Annotated in this window: 16 protein-coding genes; all 16 read left to right on the top strand. The window is 55.5% G+C overall.

What is annotated here, in order from left to right:
* Nucleotides 1–18: 18 nt before the first annotated feature.
* The 16 genes from flhA to ccmB all read left to right on the top strand — a co-directional run bounded on the left by flhA (nt 19) and on the right by ccmB (nt 15,598).
* Nucleotides 19–2,121, top strand: coding sequence for a flagellar biosynthesis protein FlhA (gene flhA / locus OKB77_RS17165; protein WP_005353675.1), 2,103 nt, complete (start codon nt 19–21; stop codon nt 2,119–2,121).
* Nucleotides 2,122–2,137: 16 nt separating this feature from the next.
* Nucleotides 2,138–3,562: a flagellar biosynthesis protein FlhF gene (flhF, locus tag OKB77_RS17160; RefSeq protein WP_270818022.1), complete on the top strand. Its 1,425-nt coding sequence runs from the start codon at nt 2,138–2,140 to the stop codon at nt 3,560–3,562.
* Nucleotide 3,563: 1 nt separating this feature from the next.
* Nucleotides 3,564–4,439, top strand: coding sequence for a MinD/ParA family protein (locus tag OKB77_RS17155; protein WP_013723550.1), 876 nt, complete (start codon nt 3,564–3,566; stop codon nt 4,437–4,439).
* Entirely contained in the window at nt 4,432–5,151 is a 720-nt protein-coding gene (locus tag OKB77_RS17150) for an RNA polymerase sigma factor FliA (RefSeq protein WP_019444723.1), read from the top strand. Before OKB77_RS17155 ends, OKB77_RS17150 begins: the two co-directional genes overlap by 8 nt.
* A gap of 123 nt (nt 5,152–5,274) precedes the next feature.
* Nucleotides 5,275–5,646 carry a chemotaxis response regulator CheY gene (cheY, locus tag OKB77_RS17145; RefSeq protein WP_005334709.1) on the top strand — a complete coding sequence of 124 codons (372 nt, stop codon included), beginning with the start codon at nt 5,275–5,277 and terminating at the stop codon, nt 5,644–5,646.
* 12 nt (nt 5,647–5,658) lie between these two features.
* Entirely contained in the window at nt 5,659–6,399 is a 741-nt protein-coding gene (locus OKB77_RS17140; RefSeq protein WP_005353668.1) for a protein phosphatase CheZ, read from the top strand.
* Nucleotides 6,400–6,410: 11 nt separating this feature from the next.
* Nucleotides 6,411–8,639, top strand: a complete 2,229-nt coding sequence (locus tag OKB77_RS17135; protein ID WP_270818021.1) for a chemotaxis protein CheA — start codon at nt 6,411–6,413, stop codon at nt 8,637–8,639.
* 32 nt (nt 8,640–8,671) lie between these two features.
* Nucleotides 8,672–9,787: a protein-glutamate methylesterase/protein-glutamine glutaminase gene (locus OKB77_RS17130; protein WP_113740463.1), complete on the top strand. Its 1,116-nt coding sequence runs from the start codon at nt 8,672–8,674 to the stop codon at nt 9,785–9,787.
* Between the two features lie 2 nt (nt 9,788–9,789).
* Nucleotides 9,790–10,527 (top strand): flagellar motor protein, encoded by a 738-nt coding sequence (locus tag OKB77_RS17125; protein WP_167570997.1) that lies wholly within the window; start codon nt 9,790–9,792, stop codon nt 10,525–10,527.
* Between the two features lie 2 nt (nt 10,528–10,529).
* The gene (locus tag OKB77_RS17120; RefSeq protein ID WP_270657368.1) at nt 10,530–11,450 is read left to right on the top strand and encodes a flagellar motor protein MotB; all 921 of its coding nucleotides are present in this window, start codon (nt 10,530–10,532) and stop codon (nt 11,448–11,450) included.
* Between the two features lie 4 nt (nt 11,451–11,454).
* A complete protein-coding gene (locus OKB77_RS17115) occupies nt 11,455–12,249 on the top strand; it encodes a ParA family protein (protein WP_005353663.1) in 795 nt (264 codons plus the stop codon).
* Complete coding sequence (locus OKB77_RS17110; protein ID WP_270657367.1) at nt 12,246–13,118, top strand: chemotaxis protein CheW; 873 nt, start codon at nt 12,246–12,248, stop codon at nt 13,116–13,118. The genes OKB77_RS17115 and OKB77_RS17110 overlap by 4 nt, the downstream gene beginning before the upstream one ends.
* A 69-nt stretch (nt 13,119–13,187) precedes the next feature.
* On the top strand, nt 13,188–13,676 hold the full coding sequence (locus OKB77_RS17105; protein ID WP_005298836.1) for a chemotaxis protein CheW: 489 nt from the start codon (nt 13,188–13,190) through the stop codon (nt 13,674–13,676).
* 28 nt (nt 13,677–13,704) lie between these two features.
* Nucleotides 13,705–14,082, top strand: coding sequence for a DUF2802 domain-containing protein (locus OKB77_RS17100; protein ID WP_005334692.1), 378 nt, complete (start codon nt 13,705–13,707; stop codon nt 14,080–14,082).
* Nucleotides 14,083–14,280: 198 nt separating this feature from the next.
* Nucleotides 14,281–14,925 (top strand): cytochrome c biogenesis heme-transporting ATPase CcmA, encoded by a 645-nt coding sequence (gene ccmA / locus OKB77_RS17095; RefSeq protein ID WP_005362034.1) that lies wholly within the window; start codon nt 14,281–14,283, stop codon nt 14,923–14,925.
* 4 nt (nt 14,926–14,929) lie between these two features.
* Nucleotides 14,930–15,598: a heme exporter protein CcmB gene (gene ccmB, locus OKB77_RS17090; RefSeq protein ID WP_005353658.1), complete on the top strand. Its 669-nt coding sequence runs from the start codon at nt 14,930–14,932 to the stop codon at nt 15,596–15,598.
* Nucleotides 15,599–15,642 lie beyond the last annotated feature (44 nt).

Here is a 15,642-nt window from a genome sequence, read left to right as displayed (position 1 = left end):
TTGAAATTGAGAAGCGCGATGGAATTCAAGGCAGTATTGGGCCAGTTCAAAGAGTACCGGGGAGTATTGGGCAAAGGCCTTGGCACCCCTCTGCTGGTATTGGCCGCGCTCGGTATGGTGGTGTTACCCATCCCGCCGCTGATGCTGGACGTGCTCTTCTCCTTCAACATTGCTCTCTCCATCGTGGTGCTGCTGGTATCCGTCTATACCCGCCGCCCCCTCGAATTTGCTGCCTTCCCGACCGTACTGCTGCTCGCTACCTTGCTGCGGTTGGCGTTGAACGTTGCCTCGACCCGGGTGGTGTTACTGGAAGGTCATAATGGTAGTGCGGCGGCTGGTCATGTGATCGAGGCATTCGGTAACGTGGTGATCGGCGGCAACTATGCGGTCGGCATCATCGTTTTTACCATCCTGATGATCATCAACTTTGTGGTCATTACCAAGGGTGCCGGGCGGATCGCGGAAGTGAGTGCCCGTTTTACCCTTGATGCGATGCCGGGCAAACAGATGGCCATCGATGCCGATTTGAACGCCGGCCTTATCAATCAGGAAGAGGCGAAGAAGCGTCGCCAGGATGTGACCCAGGAAGCCGACTTCTACGGCTCCATGGATGGTGCCTCCAAATTCGTCAAAGGGGATGCCATTGCGGGCATCATGATCCTCTTTATCAACATCATCGGCGGCTTCATCATCGGGATGATGCAGCACCAGCTGACCTTCAGCGAATCGGCCGAGATCTATACCCTGTTGGCCATCGGTGACGGTCTGGTGGCGCAGATCCCCTCCCTGCTGCTCTCCATCGCCGCCGCCATCATAGTGACCCGTCAGAATACCGATCAGGACATGGGTACCGCAGTACTAGGCCAGCTGTTTGACAATCCCAAGGCGCTGATCATCTCGGCCGGGATTCTGCTGATGATGGGGCTGGTGCCGGGGATGCCGCATTTCGCCTTCCTGAGTCTGGGGGCTCTTGCCGCCGCTGGCGCCTGGTGGTTGCTGCGCCGCGAGAAACTGGCTGCCGCCAAAGCGGCCAAGGGCGAGCTACTGCCTGCCACTGCCGAACAACCCCATGAGCAGAAAGAGCTGAGCTGGGACGATGTGATGCCGGTGGACATCATCGGGCTGGAAGTGGGTTATCAGCTGATCCCGCTGGTGGATCGCAATCAGGGTGGCGAACTGCTCAACCGGATCAAAGGGGTGCGCAAGAAACTCTCGCAAGAGCTGGGCTTTCTGGTCCCGGCCGTCCACATTCGCGACAACTTGGATCTGGCGCCAAACCAATACCGCATCACCTTGATGGGGGTCAGTACCGGCGAGGCCAATGTCTACCATGATAAGGAGATGGCCATCAATCCGGGGCAGGTGTTCGGCCAGATCCAGGGGATAGCCACCCGGGATCCCGCCTTCGGACTGGAAGCGGTCTGGGTTGCCAAGGAGATGGTCTCTCAGGCACAGACGCTGGGGTATACGGTGGTAGATACCGCGACCGTGGTGGCTACCCATCTGAGCCAGATCCTGACCAACCATGCAGCTCTGTTGCTGGGTCATGACGAGGTACAACAGCTGCTCGACATGATTGGCAAACATCAGAGCAAGCTGGTCGAAGGTCTAGTGCCGGAAGTGATCAGCATGGGTAACCTTGTGAAGGTATTGCAGAATTTGCTCAATGAAGGCGTGCCAATCCGCGATATGCGCACTATCCTGCAGACCCTGGTTGAATACGCGCCGCGCAGTCCGGATCCGGAAGTGCTCACGGCCGCTTGCCGGATTGCCCTGCGTCGCCTGATTGTGCAGGAGATTGCAGGCCCCGATCCCGAGCTGCCGGTGATTACCTTGGCACCGGAATTGGAACGTATATTGCATCAATCCCTGCAGGCAGGTGGCGGTGATGGTGCCGGTATTGAACCGGGTCTGGCAGAGCGGATGCAGCGTTCGCTGGTGGAAGCCACTCAACGACAAGAATTGGAAGGCCAACCGGCCGTGCTTCTGACATCAGGGATCTTGCGCAATACCCTGGCGAAATTTGTCAAGAATGCCATTCCTGGATTGCGCGTTCTGTCTTATCAGGAAGTGCCCGACGACAAGCAGATCCGCATCGTCAGTGCGGTAGGGCAGAACTAGTTAGCGGAGACGACGGGTGAAGATTAAGCGGTTTTTTGCCAAGGATATGCGAACGGCTCTGGCCGAGGTCAAGGAGACTCTCGGGCCTGACGCCGTCATCATGTCCAACAAGAAGGTCACCGGAGGGGTAGAGATAGTCGCCGCAGTCGATTATCAATCCCAGGTCCCGGGGCCCAAAGATGCGCCGGTTCGCCGTCAGCTGAACGATGAGAGCGTCAATATTTCGTCTGCTGCACGGCAGATGATCCGCCCCGAGCCGACGCCGGCGAAGGAGCAGAACGAACATTATGCCGATACCCTGGCCGCCTTGCTGGCGCGCCAGCAGAAGCTCAAGCCGGGCAATGGGGCGCCAATGGGCAATACCCAATCGGTCGGGCTGGCAGCTGCCAATGCTGCGCCCAGAACATTGGCCGAGCAGGGGCAGTGGGGCGCAGCTCCCGAACCTGCCAAGCCTAAAGCTCGGGTTGCGTCCGGCCAGCGCCCCCCTCAACCTGCCCAGCGGGATCAGGAGATGGAAGGGATGCGCAAGGAGATGGCCAGCATCCGCAAATTGTTGGAGCATCAGATCTCCGGGCTGATGTGGCAAGAGGTGGAGCGCCGCGAACCGATGCGGGCCCTGCTGATCAAGGAGCTCAAGAAACTGGGCTTTGATGATGCGTTTGCCGATCAACTTGCGGGACTGATCCCCGAAGATATGTCCATCCATCAGGCAATGGCCCAGTTGGCGGAAGTGTTGACGGCTCAGCTCAAGATCAGTGAGGACGAGATCATGCGTCAGGGTGGCGCGGTGGCGCTGCTTGGTCCGACCGGGGTGGGCAAAACCACTACCATCGCCAAGCTGGCTGCCCGTTTCGCCATGAAATATGGCGCCGAGCAGGTGGCGCTGATCACCACCGACAACTACCGGATTGGTGCCCATGAACAGCTGCAGACCTATGGTCGCATCATGGGGTGTCCGGTGCGGCAGGTGCGTGATGCAGAAGAGCTGGCCAATGCCCTTTATCAGTTCCGCCATCGTCGGCTGGTACTTATCGATACGGCCGGGGTGGGTCAGCGGGATATCCGGCTGACCGAGCAGCTCGATACCCTGGTCAAGAATGCCAAGGTGCGGATCCGCAGTTATCTGGTGATGTCGGCAACGTCCCAGCGTCGGGTGATGCAGGAGGCGGTGGACCATTTCCGGCGTATTCCGCTTAGCGGCTGCATACTTACCAAATTGGATGAAAGTCTGAATCTGGGCGAAGTGATTAACGTGTGTATCCAGAATTCATTGCCCATCAGCTATATCACTGACGGACAAAGGGTTCCGGAAGATATTCAGGTTGCCAATGCGGCGCAGCTCGTCGGGGCTGCCATGGGCTCGCTGGAGCGAGAAACAGAGGAGCCCTATTTCTGGGGCGCAGGCTTTGGCGAGGCCGAAGATTCGGAGTTTTATGAGTAACATGTATATGGATCAGGCGAGTGGTCTGCGCAAAATGCGTCAAAACAATCGAGTAAAAGTAATCGCCGTTTCCGGTGGTAAAGGTGGCGTGGGCAAGACCAACGTGACCCTGAACGTGGCCGGAGCCATGGCCGCCCAAGGCAAGCGGGTGATGGTGCTGGATGCCGACCTGGGTCTGGCCAACGTCGACGTCATGCTGGGGCTGCGGGTTCATCGCAACCTCTCTCATGTCCTGGCGGGTGAATGCACCATCGACGATATCATCGTCGAAGGCCCCTACGGCATGATGATCGTACCTGCGACCTCGGGCACCCAGTCCATGGTCGAGCTTTCTCCGGTGCAGCATGCCGAGCTTATCCGTGCCTTCAGCGAGATGAAGACCCAGGTCGACATCCTGCTGGTGGATACGGCCGCGGGGATCTCCGACATGGTGCTGAGCTTCACCCGCGCAGCTCAGGACATCATGGTGGTGGTTTGTGATGAGCCGACCTCCATCACCGATGCCTACGCCCTCATCAAGATCCTCTCCAAGGATCACGGTGTGTTTCGTTTCAAGGTTGTGGCCAATATGGTGCGCAGTCTGCGGGAAGGGCAGGAGCTCTTTGCCAAACTGACCCGGGTAACGGATCGTTTCCTCGATACCTCGCTGGAACTGGTCGCCTGTGTACCCTATGACACCAATCTGCGTGCCGCTGTGCGCAAGCAGAAGCTGATTGTCGAGGCGTTTCCCAAGTCGCCGGCCGCACTGGCGTTCCGGGCCCTTGCCAACAAGGCTGCGAGCTGGCCGGTTCCCAACCAGCCGGGCGGCCATCTGGAGTTTTTCCTGGAAAATTTGTTGCAGAAACCGGCCACAACACAGGAAGGTTCCCGTGAATAAAGCCCAAGCGTACTTGCGTCATCAGGATTCCTACGTGCTGGTGGAGCGTCATGCTCCCCTGGTCAAGCGAATTGCCCAGCATTTGTTGGCTCGCCTGCCCAGCAGTGTCTTGCTGGATGACCTGATCCAGGCAGGTATGATTGGGCTGCTTGAAGCTTCCCGCAATTTTGACGGTAGCAAGGGGGCCAGCTTCGAGACGTATGCCGGGATCCGCATCCGAGGCGCCATGCTGGATGAGATCCGGCGTGGTGATTGGGTACCCCGCTCTGTGCATCGCAACAGTCGCGCTATTGCAGAGGCGATCGAGAATGTCGAGCAGACTCACGGGCGTGACGCGCGAGATACCGAGGTTGCAGCCGAGATGGGGGTTTCCATCGCTGATTACCATGCGATGCTGCAAGATGTCTCCTGCGGCAAAATTATCGGCATTGAAGATTTGGGGGTCAGCGAGGATGTGATCGGCAACCCCGATGATGCCCCTTCAGGTTCGGGATTCGATGAATTGGCTGCCGAGCGATTTCAGATTCAATTATCCGAGCAAATTGGTCGTCTACCAGAGAGAGAAGCTTTGGTTCTCTCTCTTTACTACGATGAAGAGCTGAATTTACGCGAAATTGGCGAGGTTTTGAATGTCAGCGAGTCGCGTGTGAGCCAGATCCACAGTCAGGCAATGCACAGATTACGTGCTCGTTTGAGAGATTGGCATCTATAAGTGTTTGTACTGGCTACACTGAGATGAAACTCTAAGGCATAATCCGCACGACACAACCCGTTTTTAGCATCATGTAAGTGAGCCACTCTGGTGGCTATTTAGGAGGGAATTTTGGACAAGAACATGAAAATCCTCATTGTTGACGATTTTTCAACGATGCGCCGGATTATCAAGAACTTGCTGCGCGACTTGGGATTCAACAATACCCATGAGGCGGATGACGGCAATACAGCGCTGCCGATGCTGAAAAATGGTGATTTTCAGTTTGTAGTTACCGACTGGAACATGCCTGGCATGCAAGGTATTGACCTGCTTAAAGCCATCCGTGTCGATGAGAAGCTCAAGCATCTGCCGGTACTGATGGTAACCGCTGAAGCTAAACGTGAGCAGATCATTGAAGCCGCCCAAGCTGGCGTCAACGGTTACATCGTCAAGCCCTTCACCGCAGCAACGCTCAAAGAAAAACTCGACAAAATTTTCGAACGAATTGGCTAAGGAGCTGCAGGGATGATGGCCAAAACGAGAGCAATGATTTCGCTCGACCAGGCAAGGATGCTTGTTGCTCATCTGGAGCAAGGCGAATTTGAGCTGGCCGATGAACTGCTTGCCGAAGTATGTGCCCCCAACGCAGCCGATCTGTTTGAAAAAGTAGGTCAGCTGACCCGACAACTGCATGATTCACTTCAAGAATTTCGCCTCGACCCCCGTATTCCCGATTTGGCTACTCATGACATTCCCGATGCTCGGGAACGCTTGAGCTACGTTATCGATATGACCGACAAAGCGGCCAATCGCACAATGGATGCGGTGGAAGCCAGTTTGCCGATAGCGGATCGCCTGAATGACAATATCCAGTTGGTGATGCCGAACTGGAATGCCCTAATGTCTCGTGACATGAGCGTGGGGCAGTTCAAATCCTTATGTCACCAACTTGATGATTTTATTAAGGCTTCAGAGTCTGATGCCGATAAATTACGGCAACTGCTGACAGAAATCCTGATGGCACAAGATTTTCAGGATTTGACAGGTCAGATGATCCGCAAGGTCATCAAGCTTGTTCAGGAAGTTGAAACAAAATTAATAGAAATGCTGACCATGTTTGGTGAGGCTTCTGCTGAGCATTCAACTCGTAGTATTCCTGTCAACGGGATTGAAGCAGAGGGCCCTATCATGAACCCTGAGGCTCGTGCCGATGTGGTCAATGGTCAGGATGATGTGGACGATCTGCTGTCTAGCTTGGGATTCTAATGGAGTGACGCATGGCCTTCGAAGTTGATGAAGACATACTGCAAGACTTTCTGGTCGAAGCATCCGAAATATTGGAACAGTTGTCTGAACAACTGGTCGACTTGGAAAAGCGGCCCGATGACAAGAACCTGTTGAATGCCATCTTTCGCGGTTTCCATACCGTGAAAGGGGGGGCAGGTTTTCTGTCGCTCGGTGAACTGGTTGATGTATGCCACGGTGCGGAAAACGTATTCGATATCTTGCGTAATGGCAAGCGAACCGTTACTGCGGAGCTGATGGATGTGATCCTGCAAGCGCTGGATGCCATCAATGTCATGTTCGCCCAGGTTCAAAATCGCGAAGCACCCAGCCCTGCGTCAGATGATTTGCTTCATGACCTCCATGAGTTGTGCAAGCCGGAAGGGGAAGAGCAACTGCGCACGGCTACCAGTGCGGCTGCGGCTGTAGAATCTGAACCTGCAGCACCAGTAGTTGTTGAAGAAGTTGTTTCAGAAGTTGTTGAACCCGCAGCCATCAGCAGCGAGCCTGCTCCTGTCAATGGCGGCGGCTCGATCGATGAAATTTCTGCAGACGAATTCGAGCGTCTGCTGGACGAGCTCCACGGCGTGGGTGGGGCTCCGACCAAGACGGCTGCTGCAGCCCCGATAGCGGGTGGCTCTGGCGATATCACCGATGATGAGTTTGAGGCCTTGCTGGACCAGCTCCATGGCCAGGGACAGCACATGGGGGCGCCAGAGGTGAATCCTCTGAAGTCCGTGCAAAAAGAGGTGGACGAGCTTATCGATGATGATGAGTTTGAACGCCTGCTTGATGAATTGCATGGTCGTGGTCAAGGGCCTCAGAGTACTATGGCACCTGCCGCACCTGCCGCACCTGCCGCACCTGCCGCACCTGCCGCACCTGCCGCACCTGCCGCACCTGCCGCACCTGCTGCGGTGACTCCGCCCAAACCGGCCACTCCTGTTGCCAAACCAGCACCGGCAGCCCCCGCAAAACCCGCTGAAGCAGCCAAGGCACCAGCGCCTGCTGCCAAGGCGGCGCCTGCGCCAGCAGAAAACAGTGCCGTGCAAAGCGATACGACGGTGCGGGTGGATACCAAGACCCTCGATGTCATCATGAACATGGTAGGTGAGTTGGTACTGGTTCGTAACCGGCTGGTGAGCCTGGGTATTGCCAGTAATGATGAAGAGATGTCAAAGGCGGTTGCCAATCTGGATGTGGTAACGGCTGACCTGCAAGGTGCGGTGATGAAAACCCGCATGCAGCCAATCAAGAAGGTATTTGGTCGTTTCCCGCGCGTGGTGCGTGATCTGGCCAGAACCCTCAAGAAAGAGATTGAGCTGGTGATGGTGGGGGAAGAGACCGATCTTGATAAAAACCTGGTAGAGGCGCTCGCCGATCCTCTGGTTCACCTCGTTCGCAACTCCTGCGATCACGGGGTCGAAATGCCGGATGTGCGGGAGAAAGCGGGCAAGCCGCGGCAAGGGACAATTACCCTTAGCGCTTCCCAGCAAGGTGACCATATTCTGCTTTGCATCGAGGATGATGGGGCAGGGATGGATCCTGAGAAACTCAAGTCCATCGCAATCAGTCGCGGTGTTCTGGATGCAGATACTGCCGCTCGCATGAGTGACAACGATGCCTATAACCTGATCTTTGCTCCGGGCTTTTCAACCAAGGCCGAGATCTCTGATATCTCTGGCCGTGGTGTCGGAATGGATGTGGTTAAAACCAGCATTGTCAGCCTCAATGGATCGGTGCACATCGATTCCACCTGGGGGAAAGGTACCCGTCTCGAAATCAAGGTTCCGTTGACGCTAGCCATTCTGCCGACTCTGATGGTGGAAGTGGGTGAGCAGACCTTCGCACTTCCCCTTGGTTGTGTGAACGAGATTTTCCATCTGGATCTGAAAAAGGCCAACATGGTTGATGGCCAGCTCACCATCATTGTGCGAGAGAAGGCGATACCGCTCTTCTATCTGCACAAGTGGTTGATTCGTGGCGCCAACAAGCGTTCACGCCAGGATACCGGACATGTGGTGATCGTGCAGATTGGCACTCAGCAAATCGGGTTTGTGGTAGACAGCCTGATTGGTCAGGAAGAGGTGGTGATCAAGCCACTCGATAATCTGCTGCAAGGCACCCCTGGCATGGCCGGTGCGACCATTACCAGTGATGGCGGAATTGCTCTTATTTTGGATGTGCCGAGTCTGCTCAAAGCATATGCGCGTAGACATTAATAGCTCAGGCCCAAGGAGTTAGAAAAACAACAATGGCAGTCAAGGTATTAGTTGTCGACGATTCGAGCTTCTTTCGCCGTCGGGTGAGCGAGATCATCAATCAGGATCCCATGCTGACGGTGATTGATACGGCCCAGAATGGACGTGAAGCGGTGGACAAGGCGATGTCGCTGCGCCCTGATGTGATCACCATGGACATCGAAATGCCCGTGATGGATGGCATCAGTGCGGTGCGGGAGATCATGGCCAAGTGCCCAACCCCCATTCTGATGTTCTCCTCCCTGACCCATGAAGGGGCCAAGGCTACGCTGGATGCGTTGGACGCCGGTGCCCTCGACTTCTTGCCCAAGAAGTTTGAGGACATTGCCAGAGACAAAGATGAAGCGGTCAGACTGTTGCAACAGCGGGTGAAGGAGATCTCCCGCAAGCGCTTCCTGATGACATCCGCTGCTCGCCCCAAAGCACCTGAACCGGTTGCTCGTGCTCCTCTGGGCAGCACAGCGTCCAGAACTCCTGATCGTCAGCCTGACCTGCAACGCACTGTGCCAAGTGCTTCATTCAAGCGTAGTGGCAAGAGTTATCAGTTGGTGGCGATCGGTACTTCTACCGGCGGGCCTGTTGCTTTGCAAAATGTGCTGACCAAGTTGCCGGGGGATTTTCCCCATCCAATCCTGCTTATCCAGCATATGCCAGCCACTTTTACCGCCGCGTTTGCTGCCCGTCTCAACGGGTTATGCCAGATTGGCGTCAAGGAAGCGGAAGATGGCGATGTGCTTAAACCAGGACATGCCTACCTTGCTCCCGGTGGCAAACAGATGCTGCTGGAAGGTCGTGGTGCAGGGGCTCGCATTCGCATCGTGGATGGCAACGACAAGGTAAATTACAAGCCTTGTGTGGATATTACCTTTGCCTCTGCGGCCAAGACCTATGCCGACAAGGTATTGGCGATTGTGCTGACCGGTATGGGCGCAGATGGCCGTGATGGCGCCAGACTGCTGAAAGAGCAGGGATCAACCATCTGGGCTCAGGATGAGGCTTCCTGCGTGGTATATGGTATGCCCCAAGCAGTAGCTAAAGCGGGGATTGCCAGCGAATCACTCCCTCTGGACAAGGTGGCCCAGCGTATTCTGGTTGAGTTGGGGCGCTAATCATGGGCTTGCTCGGTCTGCTCCTGGCATTGGGGGCTATTGCCATTGCCCAACTGTGGCATGGCGGCTCCCTGTTGACGCTGGTGGACGGCCCCGCTTTTTTGATCGTGCTGGGTGGTACCATCGGCGCCGTCACGTTGCAGACTCCAGCCAAGTACATCCTGCTGGCGTTGCGCCAGCTGTTATGGATTTTTACCCCTCCCCGCCAGGATCTTGCGACGCAGGCCGAACGGTTGCAGTCATGGGCCGTCTTTGCGCGCCAGCAAGGGCTGCTTGCCCTTGAAAATCAGGCCGAGCAGGAGGAAGACAACTTTACCCGCCAAGGGCTTGGTATGATTGTCGATGGGGTCTCCACAGAGGATATCCGTATGCTGCTGGAAGCGGACATCGATATCGAGCAGGAGCGCAATGAACATGCCGCCAGGGTATTTGAAGCCATGGGGGGGTACAGTCCGACCATCGGGATCATCGGTGCCGTGCTGGGCCTGATCCAGGCCATGTTTCATCTCGAAGACCCGTCTGCGCTGGGGGCGGGGATCGCAGTGGCATTTGTGGCAACCATCTATGGAGTGGGGTTTGCCAACCTCATCTACCTGCCTATCGCCAATCGGTTACGCGCATTTCACTATCACTATGCACTCTTTCAGGAGATGACCCTTGAAGGGCTGCTGGCTATCGCCCATGGTGAAAACGGCTTGCAGGTTGAACGCCGGCTCAGGGCCTATTTGAAAGGAGAGTAGCCATGCGCAAGCGCTATCGGTTGCACTTGCAGGGTCGCGAGCATCTTGACCGCTGGCTGGTCTCCTATGCCGATTATATGACGCTGATCTTTGCCTTGTTCGTGGTGCTCTACTCTGTTGCACTGGTGAATAAGGACAAGTATCGCGCGGTGATTGATGGTATGAGCCAGGCGTTCAGTGTCATGCAGTCTGGCGGCAATGGCTTGCTTGAAGGGCAGGGTAATTCCCTGCTGGATAACCCGGTATCTGCCTCTCCATCATTGCTGGAAAGCCCAGCATCCCCCTCTCCTTCACTTGCTCCTATTTCTGGTGTGCCAGTGCTGCAAGATGGCGCGACACTTGCAAAACTCGATATGCAGTTGCAACAGAGCATGGGCTCGCTGGTGGATGCCGGTATCGTCAAACTGACGCAAGATGAGAATTGGCTGACGATAGAACTTAGTTCCGGGTTGTTGTTTGGCAGCGGTAGTGCCTTTTTGGGACCAAACGCTGCACCGGTCATTAATACTCTTTCAAGTATTCTCAAACCGGTCGATAACTATGTAAGGGTTCGGGGTTATACCGATAACCAACAGATAAATAATGAAATTTATCGTTCTAACTGGGCGCTTTCTGCTGCTCGGGCCGAAGCGGTACTCAATGGCTTGATTGCTGATGGGATCGCCCCCCAGCGTCTGGCGTTCGAGGCATATGGCGAGTTTTCCCCCTTTGCTGACAACGGCAGCGAGCAGGGCAGACTGCAGAATCGCAAGGTTGTGGTCGCTATCTCCAAGTTTGCCTGGGTGCCGCCAGCACCTGTGGTTGCAACGCCTACGGTAGTTGCTGAACCGATTCCTGCTGTACAACAGGCGGTGGATGCAGGAGAGATAAAGGTGATCACCTTGCCCGGTGGTGGCATACGCATAACAACAAGGCAGGATTGATACAGTGATTGTTTGGACGGTTGCCAACCAGAAAGGTGGTGTGGGTAAAACCACCACAGTGGTCTCGCTTGCGGGGATCCTGGCCCAGCGTGGCCAACGGGTGCTGTTGATTGATACCGACCCCCATGCTTCGCTGACTGCATATCTTGATTTTGATTCAGATCGCCTGGATGGAACCCTCTATGAGTTGTTTCAAGCTGTCAAACCGACAGCCGAGCTTGTCAATAAACTGACGCTCAAGACCAAGTTTGAAAATATCAACTTGCTGCCAGCATCTATTACCTTGGCGACCCTTGATCGGGTGATGGGCAATCGTGAGGGGATGGGACTGGTACTGAAGCGGGCACTGCTGCGCATTCAGGAGCAATATGATTATGTGCTAATCGATTGCCCGCCAGTACTGGGGGTGATGATGGTCAACGCGCTGGCTGCCTGCGATCGCATTCTGGTGCCTGTCCAGACCGAATTTCTGGCCCTCAAGGGGTTGGAGCGGATGATGAAAACATTCGAGATCATGCAGCGTTCCAAGCGTGACAAGTTCCGTTATACCGTGATCCCGACCATGTTCGACAAGCGCACCCGTGCCTCTCTGATGACCTTGAAGTCGATCAAGGATCAATATGGGGATTCGGTGTGGAACGCGGTGATCCCTATTGATACCAAGTTTCGGGATGCCAGCTTGCTGCATATCCCCCCGTCTATCTATTCTCCCGGGAGTCGTGGAACCTATGCATATGAAACGCTGCTCAATCATCTTGATGCCCTTGAGCGGCAACGGGTTCATGAGGTGACGGCATGAGAGATACCATTCAAGTTCGGGCGATGGATGACTATTTCCACTCCCTGCTGCTCGATGAGCCACTGGTGCTGGATGAGGTGGAAGAGGCTCAATCCGCCCCTGTTTTACAGTTGCAACGTCAGCCCCAAAGCGTCCCTGAGGTAGTCGCCGCACCTTACCTCGAAAGCGATCCACGGCTTGCCCAACTTGGTGAGCTATTGGCTCAGGTGGGACAAGTCCAGTTCGAAAATGATGCCTTCACCCAGGAGATAACACTCACCACTCCGCTGGAGATTGTGGCAGAGGAATCACTGCTGCCGGTGGAGCCTGAATGGCCTGAGGAGGTGCTGCTCCCCGAGGTTGCGGAGCCCCATACTACTATCCTGACCGAGACGGCGCTGGAGGTTGCTCCGGTAGAGGCCAGTGAACCGGTCACCTGGGAAAATATCGATACCGGCAAAGAGTTTCAGGCCCTTTTCTTTGAAGTCGCGGGTGTGACGTTTGCGGTGCCGTTGACCGAGCTGGGTGGTATTCATCAGCTGGGCGAGATCACCTCCCTGTTTGGCCAACCGGGTTGGTACAAGGGGATCATGACCTCCCGCGAGCAGAAGATGAATGTGGTCGATACTGCCCAGTGGGTCATGCCGGGTCAGCATCTCGAGATCGATGATTACAAGTATCTGATTATGCTTGGTGAATCGCCGTGGGGATTAGCCTGCCATCATCTCAAAGGGACTGAATTGTTACACCGTGACCAGGTGAAATGGCGCCATCAGGAGGGCAAGCGCCCCTGGTTGGCTGGTATGGTCAAAGAAAAAATGTGTGCCCTGTTACACGTCCGCGAACTGCTCCTGTTGCTGGAACGTGGGGTTAACATAGAAGGTCGCTGATAACTTCTGCAATCGAGCTGTTTTATTGCTAGTTTTAGCAGTAGACGTTTTCATAAAAGGAATAAAAACATGACAGAAAAGCGCAATATTGCACAGAATCTGGCCGAAGATGAAGTGCTGCAATGGGTAACCTTCCAACTGGAAAACGAAACCTACGGCATCAATGTGATGCAGGTTCAGGAGGTGTTGCGCTACACCGAAATTGCACCGGTGCCGGGTGCGCCTGAGTACGTACTGGGGATCATCAACCTGCGTGGCAATGTGGTGACTGTCATCGATACCCGTTCCCGCTTCGGTCTGCCTTCCGGTGATGTTAGTGAAAACTCCCGGATTGTGATCATCGAGGCCGAGAAGCAGGTGATCGGCATCATGGTAGACAGCGTGGCGGAAGTGGTTTATCTGCGTTCTTCCGAAATCGATGCGGCACCTGCGGTCGGCACTGAAGAGAGCGCCAAGTTTATTCAGGGGGTGAGCAACCGCGATGGGCAACTGCTGATCCTGGTTGACTTGAACAAGCTGCTCTCCGATGAAGAGTGGGAAGATATCGGTTCCCTCTGATAAGTAAGGTGATGTTTTGATAATCGAGATGGTTGCCTTGGGGATGTCCCTGATTGCCTTGGCGTTTGCCTCTTATATCTGGTTCAAGAGCAAGCGCAGCAAGCAGGAGTCCGAGGCCAGTGTGGCAACGCTGCAAGGTCAGTTGGAAAGCTTGCGCAAGCAGATGATGGAACTCCATACCGGCGCCATTGGCATGGGGCAGCGTCTGCAGTCAGTGGAAGGGGCGATGCAGCAGGTCAATGAGCGCCAGCAAGAGCTGACCATGCAGGATCCCGAACGCAGGCTCTACAGCCGAGCGGCCAAGATGGTCGAACTGGGCGCCGATCTTGATGAAGTCATGAGTGAGTGCGAGTTGCCAAAGGCAGAGGCTGAGCTCTTGATATCGTTGCGAAAAGGTCGCTCTTGATGATTCAGGAAGGCAATTGCCTTCCTGAATTTTATGGCGTTCAGCCGCTTTTCCCCCAGCTGCGTTGAGCGGATGGTTTCTACCACATTTTCTTTGTGATCCCGGTCGCCAGTCAGTTCAATTGTTGCATCTTTGAAAAGACGTATTCCAATACTGTGTTAAGATGCAGACCGCTTCATTTTCTCTGAAAAAATCCCCATGCTGCTTCAAGTTAACAATCTGAGCTGCGTGCGCGAAGATCGCACTCTGTTTGAACACCTCTCTTTCTCTGTTGCGCCCGGCGATCTGGTGCAAATTGAAGGGCCCAACGGGGTCGGCAAGACAAGCCTGTTGCGGTTGTTGACCGGGCTGTCGCAGCCGTTTGCCGGTGAGGTGTGCTGGAATGGGGAGAATATTCGTCACTGTCGTGATGAGTATCATGCCAATCTGCTCTATCTCGGTCATCAGCCGGGTGTCAAAGCGGCGCTGACCCCTTTTGAAAACCTGAAGTTCTACCAGCAGTTACATCACCCGCAGCAAACAGAGATCGACTTGTGGCAGATATTGGCCCGGGTAGGGCTGGCCGGGTTTGAAGAGAACCCGACCGGGCAACTCTCTGCCGGCCAGCAACGCCGGGTGGCTCTGGCCAGACTCTGGCTGTCACAGAAACCGGCACTCTGGATCCTCGATGAACCCTTTACCGCCATCGACAAGCAAGGGGTCAAGGTGCTCGAGCAGCTCTTTCTGGCCCACGCCGAGCGGGGCGGCATGGTGATCCTCACCACTCATCAGGATCTGACCCTGATGCAGGGACGGCTGAAGACTATCTCGTTGACCCCCTTCGCATCGACATTGCAGGAGTAACGCCATGTTGCGCGCTGTTATGCACCTTATTCACCGTGAACTGCTGATGGCTCTGCGCCAGCGTTCCGATATTCTCAATCCGCTCTGGTTTTTCCTCATCGTCATCACCCTGTTTCCGTTAGGGATTGGCCCGGAGCCCAAACTGCTGGCCCGTATTGCCCCGGGGATTATCTGGGTAGCGGCGCTATTGGCGGCCATGTTGTCGCTGGAGCGACTGTTTCGCGACGACTTTGCCGATGGCGCGCTGGAGCAGATGATGTTGATGCCGCACCCGCTGGGCTTGCTGGCGCTGGCGAAAGTGGTCGCTCACTGGCTGCTGACCGGATTGCCGCTGCTGCTGATCTCTCCCTTGCTGGCGATTTTGCTGTCGCTGGATATGAACACCTATCTGGCTGTCGTCGCGACGCTGGCACTGGGCACTCCAGTATTGAGTCTGCTCGGCGCGGTCGGAGTCGCGTTGACGGTGGGACTGCGCAAAGGCGGGGTGCTGCTTAGTCTGCTGATCCTGCCGCTCTATATTCCGGTACTGATTTTTGCCACCTCAGCCATCGATGCCGCGGGGATGAGCTTGCCCTATGGCGGGCAGCTGGCCATTCTGGCCGCCATGCTGGTGGGGGCTTTGACACTGACTCCGCTGGCTGTGTCGGCAGCGTTGCGGGTCAGCCTAAACTGATGGCCGTGAGCTGAACCGAATTTGGCTCCGAATGGGGTCTTTTT

Origin of the sequence: Aeromonas sp. Y318-3 (genome assembly GCF_027706185.1) — a bacterium.
GTDB classification, from domain to species: domain Bacteria; phylum Pseudomonadota; class Gammaproteobacteria; order Enterobacterales; family Aeromonadaceae; genus Aeromonas; species Aeromonas veronii.
The sequence above is the reverse complement of the archived record's forward strand: the minus strand, read 5'-3'. Positions and strand labels throughout refer to the sequence as shown.